General features: G+C 61.7%; 25 protein-coding genes. 14 read left to right on the top strand and 11 right to left on the bottom strand.

The features are described 5' to 3' along the window. Positions 1–192 precede the first annotated feature (192 nt). The gene (locus ACQ7C1_RS25920; RefSeq protein ID WP_430960344.1) at positions 193–1,395 is read right to left on the bottom strand and encodes a pyridoxal phosphate-dependent aminotransferase; all 1,203 of its coding nucleotides are present in this window, start codon (positions 1,393–1,395) and stop codon (positions 193–195) included. Between the two features lie 519 nt (positions 1,396–1,914). Between ACQ7C1_RS25920 and ACQ7C1_RS25915 the strand changes: the two genes are divergently transcribed. From ACQ7C1_RS25915 to ACQ7C1_RS25905, 3 genes are read left to right on the top strand one after another with little or no spacing between them, the layout of a single operon-like run. Further along, a complete protein-coding gene (locus ACQ7C1_RS25915) occupies positions 1,915–4,296 on the top strand; it encodes a marine proteobacterial sortase target protein (protein ID WP_430960343.1) in 2,382 nt (793 codons plus the stop codon). Then, positions 4,286–5,047 (top strand): class GN sortase, encoded by a 762-nt coding sequence (locus tag ACQ7C1_RS25910; protein WP_430960342.1) that lies wholly within the window; start codon positions 4,286–4,288, stop codon positions 5,045–5,047. The genes ACQ7C1_RS25915 and ACQ7C1_RS25910 overlap by 11 nt, the downstream gene beginning before the upstream one ends. Positions 5,048–5,106: 59 nt before the next feature. Continuing rightward, positions 5,107–6,249 (top strand): PQQ-dependent sugar dehydrogenase, encoded by a 1,143-nt coding sequence (locus ACQ7C1_RS25905; protein ID WP_430960341.1) that lies wholly within the window; start codon positions 5,107–5,109, stop codon positions 6,247–6,249. A gap of 4 nt (positions 6,250–6,253) precedes the next feature. Here ACQ7C1_RS25905 and ACQ7C1_RS25900 read toward each other — a convergent pair whose 3' ends face one another. Beyond that, positions 6,254–6,724 (bottom strand): DUF3052 domain-containing protein, encoded by a 471-nt coding sequence (locus ACQ7C1_RS25900; RefSeq protein WP_430960340.1) that lies wholly within the window; start codon positions 6,722–6,724, stop codon positions 6,254–6,256. A 99-nt stretch (positions 6,725–6,823) separates the two neighbouring features. Here ACQ7C1_RS25900 and ACQ7C1_RS25895 point away from each other — a divergent pair, with 99 nt between their 5' ends. The 3 genes from ACQ7C1_RS25895 (at position 6,824) to ACQ7C1_RS25885 (ending at position 9,023) form a co-directional block, all read left to right on the top strand. Next, the gene (locus tag ACQ7C1_RS25895; protein WP_430960339.1) at positions 6,824–7,714 is read left to right on the top strand and encodes a DMT family transporter; all 891 of its coding nucleotides are present in this window, start codon (positions 6,824–6,826) and stop codon (positions 7,712–7,714) included. Positions 7,715–8,198: 484 nt separating this feature from the next. Beyond that, complete coding sequence (locus ACQ7C1_RS25890) at positions 8,199–8,414, top strand: cold-shock protein (RefSeq protein WP_003561293.1); 216 nt, start codon at positions 8,199–8,201, stop codon at positions 8,412–8,414. Between the two features lie 147 nt (positions 8,415–8,561). Beyond that, entirely contained in the window at positions 8,562–9,023 is a 462-nt protein-coding gene (locus ACQ7C1_RS25885) for a BA14K family protein (RefSeq protein WP_085780142.1), read from the top strand. A 59-nt stretch (positions 9,024–9,082) separates the two neighbouring features. On the opposite strand, the gene ACQ7C1_RS25880 is transcribed toward ACQ7C1_RS25885, so the two are convergent. Next, complete coding sequence (locus tag ACQ7C1_RS25880) at positions 9,083–9,955, bottom strand: oxidoreductase (protein WP_430960338.1); 873 nt, start codon at positions 9,953–9,955, stop codon at positions 9,083–9,085. Positions 9,956–10,026: 71 nt separating this feature from the next. On the opposite strand from ACQ7C1_RS25880, the gene ACQ7C1_RS25875 reads away from it, so the two are divergent. Next, positions 10,027–10,449, top strand: coding sequence for a winged helix-turn-helix transcriptional regulator (locus ACQ7C1_RS25875; RefSeq protein WP_430960337.1), 423 nt, complete (start codon positions 10,027–10,029; stop codon positions 10,447–10,449). On the opposite strand, the gene ACQ7C1_RS25870 is transcribed toward ACQ7C1_RS25875, so the two are convergent. From ACQ7C1_RS25870 to ACQ7C1_RS25855, 4 genes are all read right to left on the bottom strand, one after another. Further along, on the bottom strand, positions 10,446–11,822 hold the full coding sequence (locus ACQ7C1_RS25870; protein WP_430960336.1) for an ATP-binding protein: 1,377 nt from the start codon (positions 11,820–11,822) through the stop codon (positions 10,446–10,448). The genes ACQ7C1_RS25875 and ACQ7C1_RS25870 overlap by 4 nt on opposite strands. A gap of 75 nt (positions 11,823–11,897) precedes the next feature. Then, positions 11,898–12,599: a response regulator gene (locus ACQ7C1_RS25865; protein ID WP_430960335.1), complete on the bottom strand. Its 702-nt coding sequence runs from the start codon at positions 12,597–12,599 to the stop codon at positions 11,898–11,900. Then, positions 12,600–13,091, bottom strand: a complete 492-nt coding sequence (locus ACQ7C1_RS25860; protein ID WP_020921896.1) for a MarR family winged helix-turn-helix transcriptional regulator — start codon at positions 13,089–13,091, stop codon at positions 12,600–12,602. 343 nt (positions 13,092–13,434) lie between these two features. Further along, a complete protein-coding gene (locus tag ACQ7C1_RS25855; RefSeq protein ID WP_011426253.1) occupies positions 13,435–14,052 on the bottom strand; it encodes a DUF1236 domain-containing protein in 618 nt (205 codons plus the stop codon). A gap of 288 nt (positions 14,053–14,340) precedes the next feature. Here ACQ7C1_RS25855 and ACQ7C1_RS25850 point away from each other — a divergent pair, with 288 nt between their 5' ends. Continuing rightward, positions 14,341–14,994, top strand: a complete 654-nt coding sequence (locus ACQ7C1_RS25850; RefSeq protein ID WP_097596936.1) for an MBL fold metallo-hydrolase — start codon at positions 14,341–14,343, stop codon at positions 14,992–14,994. 51 nt (positions 14,995–15,045) lie between these two features. Here the strand turns inward: ACQ7C1_RS25850 and ACQ7C1_RS25845 are convergent, their stop codons facing one another. From ACQ7C1_RS25845 to ACQ7C1_RS25830, 4 genes are all read right to left on the bottom strand, one after another. Continuing rightward, the gene (locus ACQ7C1_RS25845) at positions 15,046–15,387 is read right to left on the bottom strand and encodes a tRNA-binding protein (RefSeq protein ID WP_085778898.1); all 342 of its coding nucleotides are present in this window, start codon (positions 15,385–15,387) and stop codon (positions 15,046–15,048) included. Positions 15,388–15,398: 11 nt separating this feature from the next. Beyond that, entirely contained in the window at positions 15,399–16,226 is an 828-nt protein-coding gene (proC, locus tag ACQ7C1_RS25840) for a pyrroline-5-carboxylate reductase (protein WP_430960334.1), read from the bottom strand. Between the two features lies 1 nt (position 16,227). Beyond that, entirely contained in the window at positions 16,228–16,728 is a 501-nt protein-coding gene (locus ACQ7C1_RS25835) for a YbjN domain-containing protein (protein ID WP_004680153.1), read from the bottom strand. A gap of 387 nt (positions 16,729–17,115) precedes the next feature. Beyond that, the gene (locus ACQ7C1_RS25830; protein WP_430960333.1) at positions 17,116–17,376 is read right to left on the bottom strand and encodes an accessory factor UbiK family protein; all 261 of its coding nucleotides are present in this window, start codon (positions 17,374–17,376) and stop codon (positions 17,116–17,118) included. Positions 17,377–17,580: 204 nt separating this feature from the next. Here ACQ7C1_RS25830 and lgt point away from each other — a divergent pair, with 204 nt between their 5' ends. The 6 genes from lgt to ACQ7C1_RS25800 all read left to right on the top strand — a co-directional run bounded on the left by lgt (position 17,581) and on the right by ACQ7C1_RS25800 (position 23,569). Continuing rightward, positions 17,581–18,429, top strand: coding sequence for a prolipoprotein diacylglyceryl transferase (lgt, locus tag ACQ7C1_RS25825; protein WP_097596940.1), 849 nt, complete (start codon positions 17,581–17,583; stop codon positions 18,427–18,429). An 18-nt stretch (positions 18,430–18,447) separates the two neighbouring features. Continuing rightward, the gene (locus ACQ7C1_RS25820; protein ID WP_430960332.1) at positions 18,448–19,548 is read left to right on the top strand and encodes a class I SAM-dependent methyltransferase; all 1,101 of its coding nucleotides are present in this window, start codon (positions 18,448–18,450) and stop codon (positions 19,546–19,548) included. A gap of 107 nt (positions 19,549–19,655) precedes the next feature. Further along, positions 19,656–20,450 carry a peptidoglycan editing factor PgeF gene (gene pgeF / locus ACQ7C1_RS25815; protein WP_430960331.1) on the top strand — a complete coding sequence of 265 codons (795 nt, stop codon included), beginning with the start codon at positions 19,656–19,658 and terminating at the stop codon, positions 20,448–20,450. A gap of 5 nt (positions 20,451–20,455) precedes the next feature. Further along, positions 20,456–21,607 carry a M24 family metallopeptidase gene (locus ACQ7C1_RS25810; RefSeq protein ID WP_430960330.1) on the top strand — a complete coding sequence of 384 codons (1,152 nt, stop codon included), beginning with the start codon at positions 20,456–20,458 and terminating at the stop codon, positions 21,605–21,607. 102 nt (positions 21,608–21,709) lie between these two features. Beyond that, entirely contained in the window at positions 21,710–22,531 is an 822-nt protein-coding gene (locus ACQ7C1_RS25805) for a hypothetical protein (RefSeq protein ID WP_430960329.1), read from the top strand. A gap of 105 nt (positions 22,532–22,636) precedes the next feature. Further along, entirely contained in the window at positions 22,637–23,569 is a 933-nt protein-coding gene (locus ACQ7C1_RS25800) for a ribose-phosphate pyrophosphokinase (protein ID WP_011426263.1), read from the top strand. The last annotated feature ends 183 nt before the right edge of the window (positions 23,570–23,752 follow it).

The following is a 23,752-nucleotide window of genomic DNA, read 5'->3' as shown; positions in this document are numbered from 1 at the left end:
CGTTTTGAATCGAAATTCAACGACTTGCGAGGCAAAGCTGAATCTATGCGGCAACGCGTTGAATCGGGATGTGAGCTATAACCGCAGCCAACGCATCAGCCCGAAATTCGTTTCCAATATTCGCCAATGCTGCAGGCAAAAAAAGGCCCGCCGTCACCGGCAGGCCTTCGATCGATGTTACCGCCGTCCGTGTTACTTGCAGGCCGCGCAGAAGCGCTGGATGCGGCGGCAGGCTTCCTCAAGCAGATCTTCCGATGTCGCATAGGAGATGCGGAAATTTGGGCCGAGGCCAAAGGCGGAGCCGTGAACGACGGCGACACCTTCCGATTCCAGAAGCTCGGAAACGAAATCTTCGTCCGTCTCGATGACCTTGCCCGACGGTGCCGTTTTGCCGATCAGGCCGGCGCAGGACGGATAGACGTAGAAGGCGCCTTCCGGCACTGGGCAGACGATACCCTTGGCCTGGTTCAGCATGGAGACGACGAGGTCGCGGCGACCTTCGAAGATCTTCTTGTTCGCCGGGATGAAATCCTGGGTGCCGTTCAGCGCTTCGACAGCCGCCCACTGGGCGATCGACGTCGCGCCCGAGGTCTGCTGCCCCTGGATCATGTCCATGGCCTTGATGAGCTGGAGCGGGCCGGCGGCATAGCCGATACGCCAGCCGGTCATCGCATAGGCCTTGGAGACGCCGTTCATCGTCAGCGTGCGGTCATAAAGGCTGGGCTCGACCTCCACGGGCGTGACGAATTTGAAGTCGCCATAGGTCAGGTGCTCGTACATGTCGTCGGTCAGCACCCAGACATGCGGATGCTTCATCAGCACGTCGGTCAGCGCCTTCAGTTCGGCATGCGTATAGGCCGCGCCCGTCGGGTTGGACGGCGAGTTGAAGATGAACCACTTGGTCTTCGGCGTGATCGCCTTTTCGAGATCGGCAGGCTGGAGTTTGAAGTTATGCTCCTGGGTAGCCGAAACGAACACCGGCGTGCCGCCGCAGAGCGCCACCATCTCCGGATAGGACACCCAGTAGGGCGCTGGGATGACGACTTCATCGCCCGGGTTCAGCGTCGCCATGAAGGCGTTGAACAGGATATGCTTGCCGCCGGTGCCGACGATCGTCTGTTCCCAGGAATATTCAAGGCCGTTCTCGCGCTTGAACTTGGCGGCGATCGCCTTGCGCAGCTCAGGGATGCCGGAAACCGGCGTATACTTCGTCTCGCCACGGTTGATCGCGTCGATGGCAGCTGTCTTGATATTGTCTGGCGTATCGAAATCCGGCTCGCCTGCGCCGAGGCCAATGACGTCGCGTCCTTTCGCTTTCAGCTCACGCGCTTTCTGGGAGACGGCGATGGTGGCTGAAGGCTTCACACGGGAAAGAGCATCGGCAAGGAAGGCCATGATATCGGTCCTATTGGTTGAAACGGGCAGAAAGCCGGGACCGGAGTTCTGCGGTTAGCTCTATGTCCAATGTATGACGGCATTTCAAGCGCAAAGGCGTGATGGCGGCAATGATTCTTATTGATCGTTTTGCCGCACTGGCAAACCGACCCGCTCTCCATTTCGGCGCGGCTTGCGGCGCACGGTCGAAGCGCTCCGCAGCCAAGCGCGCTTGCTGCGGGATTTAGCTCAGCCTAATCTTCCTCCCGATCCGATGCCGGCGCGTATCGGGCGTCAGGGAGGGCACGGTTAGAAATGACGGACGTCCGGGAATTGAACCACGCCGAAGCTCGGCAATATCAGTAGCAGACGACAGGCCAGGACATCGCTCGCCGCAACTGGCTGAGCCTCGGTACGGCGATCCTGCCGCCACGAATAAGCCGTAACAAATGCAGCCCGCCGCCGCAATTCGGTCGCGAGGGCGCCGAGATCGAAGCTGCATCATTCGCTCATCCAAAATTGGTTATTGAGGGTAGGCCAATGTTTCTGGAAGATGAGTTCGCCATCGGGCGCATGCGCATGCGCCGGATCTCCATTTCATGTCTTGTCGCCATCACCGTTTTTGTCGCCTGCATCGCCGCGATGCTGGGACTTGCCTCCGCCGCCCGCGCCGAGACGCGGCAGGCATCCGGTCAGCTCGCGGCCTTTGTGCGGCCGAACGACGTCAATAGCGGTTCGCTGCTCTTTCCTTCGAAGGAACCGGGCTTTTATGTCGAAGCGCCGCGGCTGAAGACCGACGTCGCAATCAATATCTCCGGCCCGATCGCCAGGGTGAAGGTGACCCAGCGCTTCCAGAACCCGAGCCAGGGCTGGGTCGAGGGCACCTACGTCTTCCCGCTGCCCGACAATTCGGCCGTTGACGCGCTGAAGATGCAGATCGGCGAACGCTTCATCGAAGGCCAGATCAAGCCGCGCCGGGAAGCCCGCGAGATCTATGAGCAGGCCAAGGCCGAGGGCAAGAAGACGGCGCTGCTCGAACAGCAGCGGCCGAACATCTTCACCAATCAGGTCGCCAATATCGGCCCCGGTGAAGAGATCGTCGTGCAGATCGAATATCAGCAAACGGTCCATCAGTCCGGCGGTGAATTCTCGCTGCGTTTCCCGATGGTCGTCGCGCCGCGCTATAATCCGGCGCCGATCGTCCAAACCGTCGAGTTCAACAACGGCGCCGGCTTCGCAACGCCGAGCGACCCGGTGGAAAATCGGGAGAAGATCGAAGCCCCGGTGCTCGACCCTCGCGAGAATGCCAGGATCAACCCCGTCTCGCTGACCATCAACCTTGAGGCCGGCTTCCCGCTCGGTGAAGTCAAATCCTCATTCCACCACGTCGATATCGGACAGGACGGCGACCAGGCGAGAACGATCAGCCTGAAAGGAGACGCGGTTCCTGCCGACAAGGATTTCGAGCTCACCTGGAAAGCCGCTCCCGGCAAGGCGCCAAGCGCCGGCCTGTTCCGCGAAGCGATTGATGGCAAGACCTACCTACTTGCCTTCATCACTCCGCCCACCGCGCCGGATGCTCCAGTACCGTCAAAACGCGAGGTGGTCTTCGTCATCGACAATTCCGGCTCGATGTCCGGCCAGTCGATCGAACAGGCAAGACAGAGCTTGGCGCTTGCCATCTCCAGGCTCAACCCCGAGGACCGCTTCAACGTCATCCGTTTCGACGATACGATGACCGATTATTTCAACGGCCTCGTCGCCGCCACCCCCCATAACCGCGAAAAGGCCATCGCTTATATCAGGAGCCTGAACGCCGATGGCGGCACGGAAATGCTGCCGGCGCTCGAGGACGCGCTGCGCAACCAAGGCCCGATCGCAAGCGGAGCGCTGCGCCAGGTCGTATTCCTGACGGATGGCGCGATCGGCAACGAACAGCAGCTCTTCCAGGAAATCACCGCGAGCCGCGGCGATGCCCGCGTCTTCACCGTCGGCATCGGCTCGGCGCCGAACACTTATTTCATGACCAAAGCCGCCGAGGTCGGCCGCGGCACCTTCACCCAGATCGGCTCGACCGATCAGGTGGCAAGCCGCATGAGCGAACTCTTCGCCAAGCTGCAGAACCCCGCCATGACCGATATCGCCGCGACCTTCGAAGGCATCGAAGCCGAGGATATCACGCCGAACCCGATGCCCGACCTCTATAGCGGCGAGCCTTTGGTTCTGACAGCGGAACTGCCGCAGGACAAGGCTGCCGGAAAGCTGCAGATGGTCGGCAAGACAGCCAACCAGCCCTGGCGCGTCGAGATGGATATCGCCAATGCCGCAGACGGCAACGGCATTTCCAAGCTCTGGGCGCGACGCAAGATCGACGATTTCGAGGCCCGCGCCTATGAGCGCCAGGATGCCGCCGCGCTCGACAAGGACATCGAGACGGTGGCGCTTGCCCACCACCTCGTCTCGCGCGTCACCAGCCTGGTCGCCGTCGACGTCACGCCGTCGCGACCGGCAAACGAGCCGATCGGCTCGGCGAAGCTGCCGCTCAACCTGCCCGAGGGCTGGGACTTCGGGAAGGTCTTCGGCGAAAATTCTGTCCCACCCGGCGGCGCAGAGCGCCACGGCGCGGCTGCGCCTGATGGAAGCGCCGAACCGCAACAGGCCGCAGCCGCAACACAGGCTTTCGCCGCGTCGCCCGAGATCGCCAACCTGATGGCCGCTGCACCAACGGCGAAAGCCGCCACGCTGATCGCACAGAAGAGTTCGACCGTGAACCTGCCGCAGACGGCGACGCGCGCCGACGAGCAGATCATGCGCGGGCTGACCATGCTGCTGCTAGCGCTGGCGGCGGCGAGCGGGCTCGCCATCTGGCGCCGCCGCCTCAAGGGTCTCATCATGGCCGGAGCCAAGCGCAATGGTTTCTAGCAACAATCAGGAAGCGGCCGAATTCGAGCCGCTTCCGACCTATCTGGAACTCGCCATGGCCGCCGCCACGGCGCACGACATGCCGAAGCCACGGAGGAGAAAGGGGTTCTTCCTCTGGCGTCTTTCGCCGATCGAAAAGACGATCGCCTTCGCCATCGCCGGTCTTGCCTTATATGGTCTGGCGCTGATCGGCGACGGTTTCCTGCTGAAGGCGAAGGCAGAAATCTCTCAGGTCCTGCTGAAGCGTGCTTTTGCCGCCGAACTGAGCGGCAAGGAGACGAAACCCTGGCCCTGGGCCGATTTCACCACGATGGCCAGGGTGCGTGCGCCGCGCCTCGGCAAGGAGGCGATCGTGCTTTCCGGCGCATCCGGCGAGGCGCTCGCCTTCGGCCCGGCCTGGCTCGCCAATACACCGCAGCCGGGCGACGAGGGCACCTCCGTCATCGCCGCCCATCGCGACACTCATTTTCGCTGGCTGCAGTATATAAGGCCGGGCGATACGATCGAAGTTACCCGCCGCGACGGTAAGCTATTGACCTTCAAGGCCGGCCAAGGCCGCATTGCCCCCTGGGACGCGAGCGGCATCGACCCCGCCTCCGATGGCCGACGCCTCGTACTAGCCACCTGCTGGCCCTTCGATGCGACCGAACGCGGGCCGCTGCGCTACATCCTCGAAGCCGAACTGGTCGATGGTAACGCGACCGGCTCCGTTCAACCGGCAAACACAAAGCCGTTATTACAGACAGACTGAGGCTTGAAGCTCTGCCCTGCCCACTCCACGTTCCGGGTGGAGAGACGAGGGGGAAGCAAATGACGAGAATATCCGCCTTCCATTTCGCCGCGACGCTGATTCTGTTTGGCGCCACATCGGCCAATGCGGCCGATAGCGTCAACACGCAGGGTCCTACGGTTCGCGTCGAAAAACTGGCCGGTGGTCTCGAACACCCCTGGGCGGTCGAAGTGTTGCCCGACGGCGCCTATCTCGTCACCGAGCGGCCGGGCCGCATACGTATCATCCGCGATGGCAAGCTTTCCGAGCCGATCGGCAACGTGCCCAAGGTCAATGCCCGCGGCCAGGGCGGTCTTATGGACCTGGCGCTTGCCCCGGACTTTGCCACGAGCAGAAAACTCTATTTCACCGCCGCCATCGCTGACAAGCAGGGCTCCGGCACCGAGGCCTTCAGCGCGACGCTGTCTCCCGACGAAAAGAGGCTTCAGGCGGTCACGCCCATCTTTACCATGCGGCGCTTCACGTCAGGCAACATCCAATATGGCGCGCGCATCGCGATCGCCCGCGATGGCACGCTGTTCATCAGCGTCGGCGACCGCGGCGACCGCGACCGCTCGCAGGATTGGCAGGACGATGCCGGCTCTATCGTCCACATCAATGCCGACGGCAGCATCCCCGCCGACAATCCGTTCAAGGACGGCGGCAAGGCGCTGCCGGAGATCTGGTCGAAGGGCCACCGCAACCCGCAAGGCATCACCTTCGATGCGAAGGACGGCAAGCTCTACACCGTCGAACATGGCGCACGCGGCGGCGACGAGATCAATCAGATCGAAGCGGGCAAGAATTATGGTTGGCCGATCATCACCTACGGCCGTGACTATTCAGGCGCCGAGATCGGCGAAGGCACCGCCAAAAAAGGGCTGGAGCAGCCGCTGCACTATTGGGATCCTTCGATCGCGCCCGGCGCGCTCGCTGTCTATCGCGGCGCCATGTTCCCGGAATGGGACGGCGACTTCCTCGTCGCGGCGCTGAAATTCCAGCTGCTCTCGCGCATGCAGCGCGACGAGAGCGGCGCCTTCATCGCCGAGGAGCGCTTGTTCGAGGGCGACTACGGCCGCATCCGCGACGTCATTGTAGCGCCCGACGGCGCGCTGCTGATGCTGACGGACGAGGACGACGGCGCGCTGCTCAGGGTCTCGCGCGCTCAGGCCAACAACGGTTGAGCGGTCACAGCGCGCCGCGCAATTCCTTGCGAATGACGAATTTCAGCCCGGACCAGATCTCGTCGACTGCGCAGACCTTCACATCGACCAGGCCCGTTGGCAGCAGGAGCTCCCGCAGCACATCCTCGGTGATATCGGTGGGCACGCGTGAGCTCTTCTTCGGCCAGGAGATCCAGATCATGCCGTCGGGCTTCAGGACCCGGAACAGCGTCGGCGCCGCCGCTTCCAACACTACGCGGTCAGTCACAAATAGATGGACATAATCGAGCGCCCGCAAAAGAGTCTCGGGAAGCAGGCGGATGACCGAAGCAAAACCGCCGAAACCATTGATGTCGTCGATCGTTTCGGGAACCCCGAGAAGAGCGGCAGCCTGCCCATGCGCAAGCCCGAGCTTCCTGGCCAGCGGCGTACCGGAATAGCCTGCCATTCCGGATACCGCCATACCGCTCGCCGGCGTCTGTTTTTCGCGTTGCATGCCTCCACCTCAGCCATCAGCGCCAAGTCTTCGCCCTTGCCTAGAGGAAAGGCAACTGCTAACCGCTCGAACAGATCTCCCTTCCTCATCGAGGACGACATGACGCGCATTCAGGCGAACCTCCTCCTGTTGCTTGCAGCCGCCATCTGGGGCGGCGGCTTCGTCGCGCAGTCGACGGCGATGAAGGCGATCGGCCCCTTCTGGTTCATCGCCTTACGTTTTGCCGTCGCCACATTGGCCGTCTTGCCTTTCGTTCTTCTGGAAGTGCGCAAGGCAGAGGTGAAAACCAGCGCGCGCCATGCCAAGCTCTATATCCTCACCGGCCTTGCCCTTTTCAGCGGCGCCGCCACCCAGCAGGTCGGCCTGCAGACGACGACGGTGACGAATTCCAGCTTCATCACTGGCCTCTATGTCGTCTTCGTGCCGCTCATTGCCGTGTTTTTCCTGCGCCGTGCCCCGCATTGGATCATCTGGCCGGGCGCGCTGATGGCGCTCGCCGGCATCTATCTCCTGTCCGGCGGTCATCTCTCGGCGCTCACCTCAGGCGATCTCCTGACCGTGGCCTGCGCCGCCTTCTGGGCGATCCAGATCACCCTTGCCGGCATGACCGTCTCCGAGAGCGGAAGGCCGCTCGCGCTGGCCGCCACGCAATTTGCCGTCACCACGGCCTGCGCGTTAGCCGTTGCCGCAGCGGTCGAACCGATCAGCCTTTCGGCGATTTGGGCCGCAGGACCTGAGATCCTTTATGTCGGCATCTTCTCGTCCGGCTTGGCCTTCGTGCTGCAGGTGATTGCCCAGCGCTACACGACTCCGTCGCAGGCGGCGATCTTCCTTTCGTCCGAAGCGCTCTTCGGCGCATCGCTCGCAGCCCTGATTCTCGGTGAGTCGATGCCGGCCACCGGATATACAGGTTGTGCGCTAATGTTTATCGCTATGCTTGTAGTCGAGATCGTGCCCGGCTTTGCTCGCCGCCGCCTGTCAGCCGCCTGAACATGCGTCCAAATACGGGTGGAGCCGAATTCAAAAAAATTTTTAGGGAACTCGCTAGCCCGTTTACGTTGTATTTTTGGCAAAATCTGCCCGAAACTTACATTGCGGGCGATATAAATCGTTAATCATCTTCCATTCACGACGGAAATTTTGCGTTTTTGCGCAAACCAGACGTGGGCAGCAGTGTGCCCGGAAGGACACGTTAAAAAACTTTTGCTTGCCAAAATCCCTTAAACGCAGCACTCTCAGCGCGTTCGGGCATTTTGCGAGCATGGGAAGTCCTTAAGTATTTGCGCGCCGGGAACGCTAATATTCCGGTCAGCCGGTTCCAAACAAAGCAGGCGAAAGTCCTGCTTGGAGCAGGCCGAGGTAGAGGGGACCTTTTTCTCAAATTTCAAGACTTGCCTGCCAACGCCTCCCGCAAGGAGGCAATGCTATGATGCTGCCCGTGTGGATGGCGGGCAGAGAGAAAAGGACCTGACGCATGGCCGAGACTGGCACTGTAAAATTCTTTAATACCGACAAGGGCTTCGGCTTCATCAAGCCGGACCGGGGCGGCGCCGATATCTTCGTTCACATTTCTGCCGTACAGGCCTCCGGGCTGGCCGGTTTGACGGAAAACCAGAAGGTAAGCTTCGACACGGAGCCGGATCGCCGCGGCAAGGGCCCCAAGGCCGTCAATCTGCAGATTGCCGGCTGAGCCCTTAACAAGGCTGTCGAATTCGAGTTGAAGCCCGGCAGCAATGCCGGGTTTTGTCGTTCAGCCTTCGTTCAGCCAGAAATCTTTAGGACTGACACCATCGAGAAGGAACCGGCGTTCGGTTTCCGAGATTAGGACTTGATGCTTATGAACAGGCTCGCCAAAACTCTTCTGCTGACGGCAACGGCTGCCGCGCTTTCTCTCTCCGTCATCGGCGAGGCCTCGGCCGGTGACCACCACTGGCGCCATCATCACAACAACGATGCCCTCGTCGGTGGCGCTGTCGGTCTCGCCACCGGTTTGATTGTCGGCTCTGCTATCGCCAACGCCAATAATGGCCCTGTTTATGACGAACCCCGCTACATCGACCCGCCGTACGAGCCAGAATATTACGAGCCGGCTCCGGTCTATCGCGCTCCGCGCCGCGTCTATGTCGAGCAGCCGCAATATGTTGAACAGCCTAGATATTATGCGCCTGCGCGCGCGTCGGTGGAGCCCTGGTCACCGCAATGGGAGCGTTATTGCTCCTACCGCTACCGCTCCTTCGATCCCCGCAGCGGCACCTATATCGGCAATGATGGCCGCAGTCACTTCTGCACCGCCGGCTGATCTGCCAACACGTCATCGCGAAGCGCCGCTCTCCAGCGGCGCTTTTGTTTTTGCCTCGTTCAGCCCGCCTTCTTCTCCCAGGGCATCGCCCGCAACTCGGCATCCGGCTCGAAATCGGTCGAGACGCTGACCGCGCGCCATGCCCGATCGGCCTCGATGCGTGCCGCATCCGCCTTCTCGACATTGCGCACAGCATCGCTGCCGAGGAGCAACCGGAGCGGCGGTTGGTCGAGACCGGCAATGTGAATGACGACGGCGGCCGCTTTGGCAGGATCGCCAGGTTGACGGCCGTCATATTCACGCTGGAAGCGCACCGTGGCGCCGACCGTTTCCGCATAGTCCGCGCGCCCTTCGGCCAGCACCGTCGAGGGACCGGCGAAATCAGTTCTGAAACCGCCGGGTTCGACCACTGTCACCTTGATGCCGAATGGCGCGACTTCCTTAGACAACACCTCCGAAAAGCCCTCGACTGCAAATTTGGCTGCCGAATAGGCGCCACGTCCGGCCGGTCCGATACGGCCGCCGACGGATGAGAACTGGACGATATGGCCCGCACCCTGTTCGCGCATCAGGGCGATCACCGCCTTGGTCATGATAACAGTACCGAAGAGGTTGGTCTCGACCTGGGCTCGGAAATCGGCGAGGCTGGTATCCTCGATCGGACTGACATTGCCGTAGCCGGCATTGTTGACAAGCACGTCGATACGGCCGAACCGCTTCACGCCAGCTTCCACCGCGGCAGCTGCCGCTTCCTCGTCGGTCACGTCGAGCGCCAGCGTCAGCACCTGATTGCCATATTGTTCGGAAAGATCCGCAAGCCGGGCAGGATCGCGCGCCGTCGCCACCAGATTGTCGCCGGCGGCCAGAACCGCCTCCGCCAGCGCCCGGCCGAGACCACGCGAACTGCCTGTAATTAACCACACCTTCGACATCGGAAACCTCTCCTTGATTGGTTCCCCGAGCATGTAGGTCCTATTGTTCCCGATCGAAAGAAGGTACCAGAATGATCTATACACACCTCGAGGTAACTGAAGTGGCCGGCGACATATTCGATTTCTGCTGCAACATGACTGACGAGCAGGATGCACGGGCGCGCGCCTTGATAGAACGGGCGGCGGCGAAATGGCCACTGCGCATCCTGCACGCACTATCGGATGCCGGCGCACCCTTACGCTTCTCGCGCCTCATGGAGCGGATCGAGGGCATCAGCCAGAAAGTGCTGACGCAGACGCTGCGCACCCTCGAAAGCGACGGCCTCATTATTCGCACCCTCTATCCCGAGATTCCACCGCGCGTTGAATATGAATTGACGCCGCTTGGCCGCGACCTCCTCATGCAGGTCGTCACTCTCTGGCGTTGGATCGTGGAGCGCCTGGATGAGTTCGATTCGCGCAAGGCCGTGAAGCTGGCGGCAACGGACAATTAGGCCGGAATACGGATCGTTGCCCGTAAGCCCCCGAGCGGGCTGTCGCCCAGCGTGACGTTGCCGCCATGGCTGCGGGCAATATCGCGGGCAATCGCAAGACCGAGGCCGGTGCCGGATGCATCCAGGTTGCGGGCTGCGTCCAGCCGGAAGAACGGCTTGAACACGTCCTCGCGATTCTTTTCCGGAATGCCCGGCCCGTCATCGTCGAAGATAACAGTCAGCCACTTGGCATTGTGCTTGGCCTCGATCTCGAGCCTATTGGCATAACGGCGCGCGTTCGAGGCAAGGTTGGTGACGAGACGCGTGAACGCATTCGGCCTGACGGAAATGTCGTCGTCGCCTTCGATCGAATAGCTGAACTGCTTACGATGCAGGACGAAATCGGATTCCAGCTTGGCGAAGATCTCGCTGAGCTTCAGCTCGCCGACATCCTCTTCGACCTCGCCGCGGGCGAAGGCCATGTAGGCCTCCAGCATCGTCTGCATATCATTGACGTCGTCGTTCAGGCCATGCAGGTCGGGATTGTCGCCGGCGAGCGCCAGTTGCAGCTTGAAGCGGGTGAGAATGGTGCGCAGATCATGGCTGACGCCGGAAAGCATCGCCGTACGCTGCTCGATCTGCCGCTCGATGCGTTCACGCATCAGAATGAAGGCAAGGCCGGCGCGCCTGACCTCGTCGGCGCCGCGCGGATAGAAATTGTCGGGCTTCTGCCCTTTGCCGAAGCTTTCGGCAGCCCGCGCCAGCATCAGGATCGGCCGGATCTGCCCGCGCAGGAAGAGAATCGAAATGCCGATCAGCACCAGCGACGTGCCGACCATCCAGACGATGAAGATGTGGGTGTTGGAGGCATAGGTCTGACTGCGTTTGGCCAGCACCCGCAGGATTTTGTTCTCGAGCTTGATCCGGATTTCGACGAGGTTCGAGTTGCCAACCGTGTCGATCCAGAAAGGCCGGTGAATCTCGTCGGTGATCTCATCGCTGAGGATGCCGTCAAGGATCGAGAAGAAGGGCTTGACGCGCGGCGGCGGCAGATCGCCGTCCGGTTCAATCGAAATCTGCAGGTTAAGCTGATCGCGCGCGATGCGGATGATCTCACTATAGTCGGAATTCTGCGGATAGGTCTCGACGATCTCGATGATGGCGGCGATGTCGCGGGTGACGGCGAGCGACAGGCGCTCGGTCACCATTTGCCAGTGACGCTCCATGAAGACGGCGGCGACGACGGATTGCAGCAGCACCATCGGGATGATGATGATCAGCAGCGAGCGCGCGTAGAGCCCGGTGGGCAATCGGCGCCGCAGCCAGCGGACGATCCAGCGCCAGCCCGCCGCCGGAGCGCGGTCTTCCCGCCGCAAACTGTCCATTGTCACCATCGTCGGTCCCGGCCGTTCAGAGCGCGATACGGGAAAGTGTGAACCGTCCTCCGCATCATGCTCCACTTCTCAAATCTAGTCGATGCTCAGCCTGTATCCGATGCCGCGCACCGTCTGCAGCCAGACGGGATTGGCCGGATCATCCTCGATCTTGCGCCTGAGCCGGTTAATCTGCACGTCGATCGTCCGCTCGCCGACCTCTGTGTCATTGCCGATCAGTTCGTGACGGGGGATGGTGTCACCGGCGCGCCGCGCAAAGAGCAGCATGATTTCCTGTTCGCGATCGGTAAGCCGGATCACCTCGCTGGCTTTCTTCAGCTCCTTGCGTGTTAGGGAGAAAGTGTAGGGCCCAAACATGACCTGTTCGATCTTCAGCCCCTCACCGTTGGCATTGCGGCGCAGGATATTGTTGATGCGCAGGACCAGCTCGCGCGGATCGAAGGGTTTGGAGAGATAATCGTCGGCGCCGGCCTCAAGGCCTTCGATGCGATTGCCCGATTCCGCCAGCGCCGTCAGCATGATAATCGGCACGTTCTTGATGGCGCGAAGCCCGCGGGTGACGTCGATGCCGGATTCGCCCGGCATCATCACATCCATGATGATGAGATCGAAATCGAGACCGGCAAGTTTGCGCTGCGCCTCGGCGCCGTCGGCCGCGACAGTCACGCGAAAGCCGTTCTCCGCGAGATAACGATTGAGCAGCGCGCGGATACGGGAGTCATCGTCGACCACCAGCAGATGCGCCGCATCGTCGGAAATACCTGTCTTGACCGCCATTCAATCCGCCTTCTTTCTATCCCGCATGCCTCCAAGGAAGGCCTTCACGCCCTCCCGCACCTGCGCAGAGGCTCCTTCGAATGCCCGCTCAATGCGGCGCGATTGCGGCTCTGCAAGGGCAAGCGCCAGCTCGCGCCCCGATTTCGTCGGATAAAGCTTGCGCTGCCGCCGATCCTCAGGACCGGCCACCTGGCGAATATAGCCCGAATCGATCAGCTGTTTCAGCACCCTTGCAAGACTCTGCTTGGTGATCTTCAGTGTGTCGAGAAGATCAGCAACCGTCATGCCGGGATTGCGGTTGACGAAATGCACGACGCGGTGGTGCGCCCGTCCGAAGCCGCTCTTTTCGAGGATGGCGTCAGGATCAGAAACGAAGTCGCGATAGGCGAAGAAGAATAGTTCGATGATCTCGAAATCGATACCACCTGTATCCTCCATCGGCGTGGCCAACGGCTCCGGCTTGCCTGCTTTGGGACCGGTCTGTCGTGACACTCCACATTTCCTTTCTCGTTGCGCGCGTTGCGGGAAACTTCCGCATACATAGGTCAGCATTATTGACGTAAATTTACGCGGCTGCCAGCTTCACCGAACTTCGTGGGAGCCCGAGCTTATTTCGCAATTTCCCTGATATTTCTTTGGTAACCAAGGTCCGCCCGGAACTTCCGACGCAATAAGCAATTCCCCCGACGTCTTGGATAAAACGTAATGGGGACAACAATCAACAGGCATGGCGAGTGAAGCCCCGGCGGAGGTTTCGAATGGCTTCAAAGGCGGGACGAGGATTGCGCGAACGAGGCGGCCTGCCGACCGCCTCCTTTCATAGTTGCCGATGATCTTATTGATAGACGTAGACAATCCGGCGCGTACCTGGATCGACGAGGACGGGCCGGTCGTTGATCCTTGTGTAGCGATATTCGTAATCCGGAATGGTCTGGAAAGTCACGTCGGCAGGCACTTCCGCGCCGACGACCACATCGCCGCCAAGCCGCACCGTCTCGGTCGGATTGGTCTCGATATAGGTCCGCACCGTCTCCGGCGGAGTGATCGTTTCGACAGCTCCAACCGGCCCGATCAATTCATCGCCCGGCGCCGGTTGCGGGTCGGCCGGGACAACGCTGGCAGTCGACTCGTAGGTCACCACGGGAACGCCGATCTCGGCGCGATGCTGCTCGACGATAACCTGGTTGCCGCCGTAGTCCATCTGCAGATAATCCGCATAGACCCAGCCGCGCATGCCGTTGACGTCGACACGGCACCAGCGGCTACCTTCGATGCAGCCGTCGAGCACCGCGGTCGAACCGCGGGTGGCAAGGCCGACTGCCGGATATTGCGGGCCTGGACCTGCGCGGACGTTGAGATCGTTGACCGTGGTCGCCACCATCTCCGCCTGCGCCAGACCGCCGCTCGCCAGGAGCACGGCTCCAGCCAACAGGATGTTTCTCTTCAAGGTCATGTGAGCGTCTCCTTGGTTTCGATGGCCGGACAACGCGCGGCGTTCCACGATGTTCCGGCGCGCCCCGCCGGGGCAAAACGCCCCCTACAGATACGCCCTCACAAGCAATTGAAAAATTAGAATAAAACTTGATTTCGTCGACGCGTCGAACCGCGGAAGAGACCTATAAACTTGTGTTGCAGTCGGTCTTGCTGCCGTGAAACACGCGTCAAAGCAGAAGATTTGGGCTGTCCTCGCCGCCGTTTCGGACTATACCCTGAGCACCCGAGACACCCAAGCGAGGCACTTATGGGCATGCTCCAGGCCGGCATCATTCCGGTGACACCCTTTCAGCAGAACTGCACGGTCTTCTTCGATCCCGATACCCAGGAAGGCGTTGTCGTCGATCCGGGCGGCGACGTGCCGCTCATCCTTCAGGCGATCGAGAAAAGCGGCCTGACCATCAAGGAAATCTGGCTGACGCACGGTCATCTCGACCATGCCGGCGGCGCCGGGGAGTTGAAGGAAGCCCTCGGCGTCGACATAGTCGGCCCGCATCAGGATGACCTGCCGCTGCTGCAGCGCATCGAGACCCAAGCCGCGACGTACGGCATATCAGGATTGCGCAATGTTCTGCCGGACCGCTGGCTGAAGAACGGCGACAAGGTCTCCTTCGGCGCCCACGAATTCGAGGTCTATCACACGCCCGGCCATGCCCCTGGCCACGTGATCTATTTCAACCGCGCACAGAATTTCGCCCATCTCGGGGACGTGCTCTTCAACGGCTCGATCGGCCGCACCGACCTACCGGGCGGCAATCATCAGCAGCTGTTGGATTCGATCCGCGACAAGGTCCTGCCGCTTGGCGACGACGTCGGCTTTATCTGCGGCCATGGGCCCGGCAGCCGCATCGGTGACGAACGGCGAAGCAATCCGTACCTGCAGGAGATCAGGCCTCGTTGAGCATCCGATGCAGACACATCAGGCACCCGGCAAAATGGTGTGAGCCCATGCTCACATCATCTTCCTGCCGTTCGGCACCGGCTGTTCGACCGCCGCAAGCACGATCGCGCCATTCTCGTCCTCGAATCCCAGCGTCAGCACTTCCGAACGGAACGGACCGATCTGCCGGGGCGGGAAATTGACGACGCCGAACACCTGCCGGCCGATCAGGGTTTCCGGCGTATAATGCACGGTGATCTGTGCCGAGGATTTCTTGATACCGATCTGAGGGCCAAAATCGATGAGCAGCTTGAAAGCCGGCTTGCGCGCCTCCGGAAAAGGGCTGGCTTCGATGATCGTACCAACACGGATGTCGACACGCTCGAAATCGGCGTAGCTGATCTCTTCCGCCATGTGCATCTCCGTCAGCCGGCCAGTTCCTCGGCCCGCTTGCGCGCTGCCGCAAGCGCCTTATCGAACAGGGGCTGCATGCCGTTCTCCGCCATCAGCACGGCGAGCGCCGCCGCCGTCGTGCCGCCGGGAGACGTCACATTCTGCCGCAGCCGCGAAGCATCGTCGGGGGACTGGTGCAAGAGTTCACCAGCCCCCGCGACCGTTTCCCGCGCAAGACGCATGGCGAGGTCCGCCTGCAGGCCGAGCTTTCGGCCTGCCTCCGCCATACATTCGACGAGATAGAATACATAAGCCGGGCCGCTGCCGGAAAGCGCCGTCACGGCATCGATATCGGCCTCCGCAGGCACCCATTCGACCGGGCCGGAGACGCTGAGAAGGGCATGGACGCGTTTGCGTTGCGGATCGCTGACTCCTGAATTGGCAAAGGCCCCGGTCACACCGCGGCCGACCATAGCCGGCGTGTTCGGCATGGCTCGCACCATGGCGGCTTTGCCGAGATGTTTTTCGAGAAAACCGAGCGTCTTGCCGGCTGCCACCGAGACGACGACCGTCGCCGGCCCGACGGCGCTCTTCACATCAGGCAACACCGTCTCCATCACCTGCGGCTTGACTGCGAGAAACAAAACACTCGCCTTCAATTCCGTAGGGATCGCGGTCAGATGCGTCGCGCCGGCTTCCTTGATCGTCGCCAGCATCGCCGATGAAGGGCCTGGATCCACAACAATGACGGCGGAGCCCGGAACGCCGCTCTTCAGCCAGCCGGAGAGCATGGCTCCGCCCATGTTTCCGGCGCCGATCAGTACGACGGGACTTGCCGGGGAGAACGCCTTCGCCGGCATCTTATGCCTCGCCTACCGTTTCGAACAGCACGGCTTCCATCGCCTTCGCCGCGTCCATGCCGGACCAGACAACGAACTGGAATGCCTGGAAATAGGCTTCGCATGTGTCGAGCGCACTGGAAAGCAGCACCTCTACCTGGCGATTGGTCGGCTCCGCGCCCCCTGCAAGCAGCAGCGACTGCCTGAAGATGACGACATCTTCCTGACGCCAGAGATCGAAATGACCCATCAGGACCTGCCCGTTGATCGCCGAGAGCAGTTTGACCACCTCGTTGACCCTGATGTCGGGGACTTTGATATCGAAAGCGCAGCCAAGATGCAGCGCCTCGAATTCCTCCATCCAGGAAAAGGAAACATGATAGTCCGCCCAGCGTCCCTCGACCGTCATCGCGATCTCGTCCTCGCCGGACCGCTCGAACGACCAGTCGTTGTTGGAGGCCACGTACTCGATCATATCGACCGGGTTCGACTGACGCTCGACTTCCAATTCCATCAGGTTCATGCAGCACCTTCTTGACCGGAACGAATGCGGCTTAGCTTGGGATACGAACACAAGAAAGACACACGCAATACCGGAAACCACCATCGGATGATCGTTGAACCGCTGCCAGACTTAACGCAGATAACCTGCCCGGAGCTTACCAAGTCGCTTCGAATCATCATTTAAAATCAGTGTATAATGACCCTTGCCACCTGCCAGCCCCCAGAAGGGAAAATAGGGCAGGCCTGCTGTGGAAAGCACTTCGAAACTCAATTCAGAAGGGAGAATAAGCGACTCTGCGTATTGGCTTTTTTGGCAGTGTCCACAGGTGGAAAACTCACCTGGAATTTTTTGTGACAGATGCGGCGTGTGGCATGAAGGCAACGCCGCATCTGCACCTAGCTGGATTTAGTGGCCCTCGCCGGCGAGCTTGGCCTCCAACGCCGCGATACGGGCGACAAGCGCCTCGTTTTCATCGCGCGCCTTGATCGCCATCTCTCGCACGGCCTCGAATTCCTCGCGCTTGACGACGTCCATGCTGTTCAGCCAACGCTCGGCCTGGGCGTTGAAAGCCGTCTCGATCTCCTTGCGGACGCCCTGCGCGGCCCCTGCCGCATCGGTCATCAGCTTGGCGAACTCGTCCATGATGCGGTTCGTTCCGGTCGTCATGGCGTTTTTCTCCCTTCGCATAAGGTGAATTCAGCCCTTCGGGGCCTCGAAGATTGAGGTAGGGCTTCGCCACCCGCGATGCAAGCGCTTTGCGCGGGATAGCCTTATCCTGAAGCGGGCAGCCGAGGCGCGATCACGAACAATGCACTTGACCGTCCGGGATCGCGGCGGCATGTTCCGCCGACCTCAACGGATGGGAAAACCTTGCCGACAGCAGCCAATCTCCTTGCGATCATGCCTTTCCCGGACATCGATCCGATCGCTTTTTCGATCGGTCCGTTGGCGATTCACTGGTACGGCCTGGCATACGTCGCCGGTATCCTGCTTGGCTGGGCCTATGCGCGCCGCCTCGCCGCCAACGACAGCCTCTGGCCCGGCAATAGATCGCCGATGACGAAGACGCAGCTCGACGATTTCATCGTCTGGGCCGCCCTCGGCGTCGTGCTCGGCGGCCGTCTCGGCTATATCTTCTTCTATGACCTCTCCGCTGTCCTGCGCGATCCCATCCGCGCAGTCGAAATCTGGAACGGCGGCATGTCCTTCCACGGCGGCCTGACCGGCACGACGATTGCCATGATCATCTTTGCTCGCCGCAATGCCATTCCGATCTGGAGCCTGTTCGATATCGTCGCCGCCGTCGTTCCCTTCGGCCTGTTCTTTGGCCGCATCGCCAATTTCATCAACGGTGAGCTCTGGGGCCGGCTGACCGACGTCCCCTGGGCCGTGGTTTTCCCGACCGGCGGCCCCTTCGCCCGCCATCCGAGCCAGCTCTACGAGGCCGGCCTTGAGGGCATTGTTCTGCTCCTGGTGCTTGCCGCCCTCGTCTACGGCATGCGTGCGCTGAAAAGCCCTGGCTTCATCACGGGCGTCTTCGTCTGCGGTTATGCACTGTCGCGCATCTTCGTCGAGTTCTTCCGAGAGCCGGACGCCCAGCTCGGTTACCTCCTCGGCACGAACTGGCTGACCATGGGTATGGTCCTCTCCTCCCCGATGATCCTGCTCGGCCTCTGGGCGATCCTGCGGGCCCGCCGCCAGGCCGCGCCGCAGCTCTAAACCGGCAGGACGCGCGACATGACCACCGCTCTAGGCGAAAAGATCAAGGCGATCATCCAGGCCAACGGCCCGATCAGCGTCACCGACTATTTCTCGCTCTGCCTCGCCGATCCCGAGCACGGCTATTACCGCACCCGAGAACCCTTCGGCCGGTCCGGCGATTTTGTCACCGCGCCCGAAGTCAGCCAGATCTTCGGCGAGATGATCGGCGTCTTCGTCGTCCATGCCTGGCAGCGCCACGGCACGCCGGCAGATGTGCGCCTTGTCGAGATCGGGCCTGGCCGCGGCACGATGATGGCGGATATGCTGCGTGTCATTGCCCGCATCGCCCCGCCGCTCTTTGACACGATGAGAGTGCATCTCGTCGAAACCAGCGAGCGCCTGCGCGACGTCCAGAGCCAGACACTCGAAGCTTATGGCGAAAGGATCGCGTGGCATGGTGGCTTCGATGAGGTCCCGCCCGGCTTCACGCTGATTGCCGCCAACGAATTGTTCGACGCGATCCCGATCCGGCAGTTCGTCCGTACGCAAACGGGTTTCCGCGAGCGCATGGTCGGGCTTGACGCCGATGGCGAACTGACCTTTGCCGCAGGTGTCGCGGGCCTCGATCCTGCCCTACTGCCGGAACCGGTGCAGAACCTGCCGCTCGGCACGCTATTTGAGATCTCACCCGCCCGCCAGGCCGTGATGATGGCGATCTGCGAGCGGCTGCGCGCCTTCGGCGGCACGGCGCTGGTCGTCGACTACGGTCATCTCGTCACCGGCTTCGGCGATACGCTGCAGGCGGTGCGCATGCATGAATTCGACCCGCCGCTCGCCCATCCCGGCGAAGCTGACCTGACGAGCCATGTCGATTTCCAGCAGCTCGCCGAGACGGCACTGACGGCCGGCCTCCATCTGAACGGCGCCCTGCACCAGGGTGACTTTCTGACCGGCCTCGGCATTCTCGAACGCGCCGCAGCCCTCGGGCGTGACCGCGAGCCGCAGACCCAGCAGGTCATTCAATCGGCGGTCGACAGGCTTGCCGGCGCCGGTGAGGGCCGGATGGGTGAACTCTTCAAGGTGATGGCGGTCTCCCATCCTGCCGTCGATCTCATGCCCTTTCGCCCGGTGGATTGACAGGGCGCACGCGGCTGAGCCAACATCCGCGAAACAGGAACTTGAAGCGCGCCGCAGACGCGATGCGCTCGGGACAAAACAAACCCCTCGAAAACCCGGAATTACAGATGCAGGACGCGGCCTCTCCCGCACCGATCCAAAGCCCGCTGCTGAACGAAGCGACGGGCGGCACCATCCGCCACGGTTATTTCACCCGGGCCGGCGGTGTTTCCGAAGGGATCTATCGCGGTCTCAATGTCGGCCTCGGCTCCAATGACGAGCGCGGGAACGTCATGGAAAACCGCCGCCGCGTCGCCGCCTGGTTCGACCTGCCGCTCGAGCGGCTGGCAACTGTTCATCAGGTGCATTCGCCCGACGTCGTGACGATTGGCGCCGATTACGACGGCGCCCGCCCCGACGCGGACGCGATGGTGACGGCAGTTCCCGGCATTGCGCTTGGCGTGCTGGCCGCCGATTGCGGTCCGGTCCTCTTTGCCGACCCCGAAAATCGCGTCATCGGCGCCGCCCATGCCGGCTGGAAGGGCGCGCTGACCGGTGTTCTCGAAAACACCATTGCGGCCATGGAAGCCCTGGGGGCCGATCGCGCCAGCATACTGGCCTGCCTCGGCCCCTCGATCAGTCAGGCGAGTTACGAGGTCGGGCCGGAATTCGTCGATCGCTTCGTCGCCGAAAATCCGGACTACGAACGCTTTTTCAAGCCGTCCGCAACGCCGGGCCGCGCCATGTTCGATCTACCGGCGCTGACGATCGACAGGCTGACGCGGGCTGGTGTGCAGGCCGAAAACCTCGGGCTCTGCACCTATCCGGATAGCGAGCGCTTCTTTTCCTATCGCAGGACGACACATCGCAACGAGCCGGACTACGGCCGCCAGATTTCAGCGATATCAATCAGGGAGACTTGAGCAGAATGGCACTGCATTTCGAAAAGGCCGAGTTCGCAAGCCGGCTGGCACGCCTCACCGAGAAGATGAAGGAAGAAAAGCTCGATGCCCTGCTGCTCTTCGCCCAGGAAAGCATGTATTGGCTGACCGGCTATGACACCTTCGGCTACTGCTTTTTCCAGACGCTGGTCGTCAAGAGCGACGGCACGATGGCGCTGATCACCCGCTCGGCCGATCTCCGCCAGGCCAAACACACCTCGATCCTCGAAGACATCCACATCTGGGTCGACAGGGTCAATGCCGATCCGACGCTCGACCTGAAGAACCTCCTGGTCGAGATGGATCTGCTCGGCGCGCGCATCGGCGTGGAATATGATACGCACGGCATGACCGGCCGCATCGCCCGCCTGCTCGACGCGCAGTTGACCACTTTCGGCCAGATCGTCGACGCCTCCTATCTCGTCAGCCGTCTTCGTCTCGTCAAGAGCCCGACGGAGGTCGCCTATGTCGAGCGCGCTGCCGCTCTCGCGGACGACGCGCTCGACGCCGCAATCCGGCTAACGAAACCGGGCGCCGACGAGGCCGATATCCTCGCCGCCATGCAGGGTGCGGTCTTTTCCGGCGGCGGCGATTATCCCGCCAACGAGTTCATCATCGGCTCCGCTGCCGACGCCCTGCTCTGCCGCTACAAGGCCGGCCGCCGCAAGCTCGACGCCAACGACCAGCTGACGCTGGAATGGGCCGGCACCTATGCGCATTATCATGCCGCCATGATGCGCACGATCGTCATCGGCGAGCCGATGCAACGCCATCGCGAGCTCTACAATGCCTGCCGCGAAACCATTGAGGCGATCGAGACCGTGCTGAAGCCCGGCCACACCTTCGGCGACGTCTTCGACATCCATGCCAGGATCATGGACGAGCGTGGCCTTGCCCGACACCGGCTGAATGCTTGCGGTTATTCGCTCGGCGCCCGCTTCTCGCCCTCCTGGATGGAGCACCAGATGTTCCATGTCGGCAATCCGCAGCCGATCGAGCCGAACATGTCGCTCTTCGTGCACATGATCATTGCCGATTCCGATACCGGCACGGCAATGACGCTCGGACAGACCTACCTGACGACGGCGGATACGCCGCGCACACTTTCCCGTCATTCGCTCGATTTCATCGGCCTTTGAAGACCGGGACTGACCGGTGAGAATCCGGAATTGACAGAGGACCATCCCCGCCCGCATAAATCCGGGCGGGCTAATGCGATTGTGGGAAGGACGGATCACGGGATGACGCGAGCTGCGACTGTGCCCACGCTCCTGTTCGTCATGGCTCTGTTGACCGCCTGCAACACCACCGACGCGCTGACGCCGCAAGTCGGCATCGGCGAATCCTCCGGAGCTCCGCCGTCAAGTCCGGTGACGCAGGGCGAGGCAGAACGTCTGGCCGGCACCCGCCAGCCGGTTTTTGCCGGGAGCACACAGCCGAGTGGCTATCATCCGGTCTATGATCAATCGCAAAGAACCTATCGACCCGGCAGCGGCGCGCCCCCGACGACGATGCAGGAGCAGGCAGACGCGCTGTCGAGGAACGGCTCCTCGCCCGCCGCCTCCGCTCCAATCAAGGGACAGGCGCTGCCGCCGGCTATCGCCGGCGCCGGATCGCCAACACAGCCCGGCCAGCGGCTTGACGCGCAGCAACCGCAGCAGACCGCTGCCCTCACCCCCGGGACATCATCCGCGCGCGGCAATACCGTGCGCTTCCTGCCGATCATCGGGGCGCCGGTGCAAGCCGTGACTCCGCTCTCGCGCCAGCTCGGCGCCGAGGCGCGCGCCCACGGCCTTTCAATCAAGAGCTCGAACGACACGAGCAGCGATTACATCCTCAAAGGTTATCTCTCTGCCTTCAGTGACGACGGCAAGGTCACCGTCGTCTACGTCTGGGACATTCTCGACGGTGGCGGCGCCCGCCTGCACCGCATCCAGGGGCAGGAAAGCGTACCGACGGCCGCCGCCGACCCTTGGGCGGGTGTCCCGGCTTCGGTGATGCAGCAGATCGCCTCGAAAACCATCGCGGAATTCACCTCCTGGCGGCAAACTCAGGGCGGTTAGTCACAAACTTTTTGCAAATATGAAAGTCTGTGGCGCCTTTGCCCTTGCATTCACTGGGAAGCTGACTAAAAAGCGCGGCTATCAGCGCATAACAGGCGGACCAAAATGAAGGTTTTCGCAGGCAATTCGAACCGGCAACTCGCCGAAGCGATCTGCAACTATCTCAATGTTCCTTTGGGAAGAGCCAGTGTCCGAAGGTTTGCCGACCAGGAAATCTTCGTGGAAATCCAGGAAAACGTGCGCGGCGAGGACGTTTTCCTCGTGCAGCCCACCGCCTTTCCCGCCAACGACCACCTGATGGAGCTGCTGATCATGATCGACGCGATGCGTCGTTCGTCGGCACGCCGCATCACCGCCGTTCTTCCCTATTTCGGCTATGCCCGTCAGGACCGCCGCGCATCCGGCCGCACGCCGATCTCCGCCAAGCTGGTTGCCAACCTGATTACCGAAGCCGGCGCCGATCGCGTCATGACGCTCGATCTCCATGCCGGTCAGATCCAAGGCTTCTTCGATATACCCACAGACAACCTCTTCGCCCTGCCCGTGCTGACGCGCGACATCAAGAGCCATTATGACCTCAGCAATGTCATGGTCGTCTCGCCCGACGTCGGCGGCGTGGTGCGCGCACGCGCGCTCGCCAAACGGCTGGACTGTCTTCTGGCCATCGTCGACAAGCGTCGCGATCGGCCAGGTGAATCCGAAGTCATGAACATCATCGGCGACGTCACCGGCAAGGACTGCCTGCTGATCGACGACATCGTCGATTCCGGCGGCACCCTCTGCAATGCAGCCGACGCACTGCTCGCCCAGGGTGCCTCCAGCGTCACCGCCTATATCACGCACGGCGTTCTCTCGGGCGGCGCGGTCACCCGCGTCACCTCCTCGAAGCTGCGTGAGCTCGTCATCACCGATTCGATCCAGCCGACAACGGCGGTGCTTTCAGCGCACAATATCCGCGTCGTGACGACGGCCCCGCTGATCGGCGAAGCCATCAGCCGCACGAGCCAGGAAGAGTCCGTCTCCAGCCTCTTCGATTAAAAAAGCCTCCTCCGTCATGCCGAGCCTTGTGCCGAGCATCTGACCTCTGCAATTCCTTGGCAGGAAAGCATTATTTTCAGACATTTAATCGGCCGGCGCAGATCCTCGGTACAAGGCCGACGATGGCGTCACGGCTTTTGCAGTGGTTTGTCAGCAGCCTCAAGGCCGGCACAAGCCGGCCTC

Origin of the sequence: Rhizobium sp. Nf11,1 (genome assembly GCF_050587665.1) — a bacterium.
Taxonomy (GTDB): Bacteria; Pseudomonadota; Alphaproteobacteria; order Rhizobiales; family Rhizobiaceae; genus Rhizobium.
Note: the sequence above shows the minus strand (reverse complement) of the source record. Positions and strands in the feature narration are given on the sequence as shown.

What these genes read in the sequence shown, in the direction of transcription:
- ACQ7C1_RS25895 (WP_430960339.1), top strand. Translation starts at nt 6,824, where the DNA reads ATGACGCGCATTCAGGCGAACCTCCTCCTGTTGCTTGCAGCCGCCATC.
- ACQ7C1_RS25805 (WP_430960329.1), top strand. Translation starts at nt 21,710, where the DNA reads ATGACGCGAGCTGCGACTGTGCCCACGCTCCTGTTCGTCATGGCTCTG.
- ACQ7C1_RS25855 (WP_011426253.1), bottom strand. Translation starts at nt 14,052, where the DNA reads ATGACCTTGAAGAGAAACATCCTGTTGGCTGGAGCCGTGCTCCTGGCG.
- ACQ7C1_RS25920 (WP_430960344.1), bottom strand. Translation starts at nt 1,395, where the DNA reads ATGGCCTTCCTTGCCGATGCTCTTTCCCGTGTGAAGCCTTCAGCCACC.
- ACQ7C1_RS25915 (WP_430960343.1), top strand. Translation starts at nt 1,915, where the DNA reads ATGTTTCTGGAAGATGAGTTCGCCATCGGGCGCATGCGCATGCGCCGG.
- ACQ7C1_RS25830 (WP_430960333.1), bottom strand. Translation starts at nt 17,376, where the DNA reads ATGACGACCGGAACGAACCGCATCATGGACGAGTTCGCCAAGCTGATG.
- ACQ7C1_RS25845 (WP_085778898.1), bottom strand. Translation starts at nt 15,387, where the DNA reads ATGGCGGAAGAGATCAGCTACGCCGATTTCGAGCGTGTCGACATCCGT.
- ACQ7C1_RS25910 (WP_430960342.1), top strand. Translation starts at nt 4,286, where the DNA reads ATGGTTTCTAGCAACAATCAGGAAGCGGCCGAATTCGAGCCGCTTCCG.
- ACQ7C1_RS25835 (WP_004680153.1), bottom strand. Translation starts at nt 16,728, where the DNA reads ATGAACCTGATGGAATTGGAAGTCGAGCGTCAGTCGAACCCGGTCGAT.
- proC (WP_430960334.1), bottom strand. Translation starts at nt 16,226, where the DNA reads ATGCCGGCGAAGGCGTTCTCCCCGGCAAGTCCCGTCGTACTGATCGGC.
- pgeF (WP_430960331.1), top strand. Translation starts at nt 19,656, where the DNA reads ATGCAGGACGCGGCCTCTCCCGCACCGATCCAAAGCCCGCTGCTGAAC.
- ACQ7C1_RS25810 (WP_430960330.1), top strand. Translation starts at nt 20,456, where the DNA reads ATGGCACTGCATTTCGAAAAGGCCGAGTTCGCAAGCCGGCTGGCACGC.
- ACQ7C1_RS25875 (WP_430960337.1), top strand. Translation starts at nt 10,027, where the DNA reads ATGATCTATACACACCTCGAGGTAACTGAAGTGGCCGGCGACATATTC.
- ACQ7C1_RS25870 (WP_430960336.1), bottom strand. Translation starts at nt 11,822, where the DNA reads ATGGTGACAATGGACAGTTTGCGGCGGGAAGACCGCGCTCCGGCGGCG.
- ACQ7C1_RS25865 (WP_430960335.1), bottom strand. Translation starts at nt 12,599, where the DNA reads ATGGCGGTCAAGACAGGTATTTCCGACGATGCGGCGCATCTGCTGGTG.
- ACQ7C1_RS25880 (WP_430960338.1), bottom strand. Translation starts at nt 9,955, where the DNA reads ATGTCGAAGGTGTGGTTAATTACAGGCAGTTCGCGTGGTCTCGGCCGG.
- ACQ7C1_RS25800 (WP_011426263.1), top strand. Translation starts at nt 22,637, where the DNA reads ATGAAGGTTTTCGCAGGCAATTCGAACCGGCAACTCGCCGAAGCGATC.
- ACQ7C1_RS25900 (WP_430960340.1), bottom strand. Translation starts at nt 6,724, where the DNA reads ATGCAACGCGAAAAACAGACGCCGGCGAGCGGTATGGCGGTATCCGGA.
- ACQ7C1_RS25885 (WP_085780142.1), top strand. Translation starts at nt 8,562, where the DNA reads ATGAACAGGCTCGCCAAAACTCTTCTGCTGACGGCAACGGCTGCCGCG.
- ACQ7C1_RS25905 (WP_430960341.1), top strand. Translation starts at nt 5,107, where the DNA reads ATGACGAGAATATCCGCCTTCCATTTCGCCGCGACGCTGATTCTGTTT.
- ACQ7C1_RS25850 (WP_097596936.1), top strand. Translation starts at nt 14,341, where the DNA reads ATGGGCATGCTCCAGGCCGGCATCATTCCGGTGACACCCTTTCAGCAG.
- ACQ7C1_RS25820 (WP_430960332.1), top strand. Translation starts at nt 18,448, where the DNA reads ATGACCACCGCTCTAGGCGAAAAGATCAAGGCGATCATCCAGGCCAAC.
- ACQ7C1_RS25890 (WP_003561293.1), top strand. Translation starts at nt 8,199, where the DNA reads ATGGCCGAGACTGGCACTGTAAAATTCTTTAATACCGACAAGGGCTTC.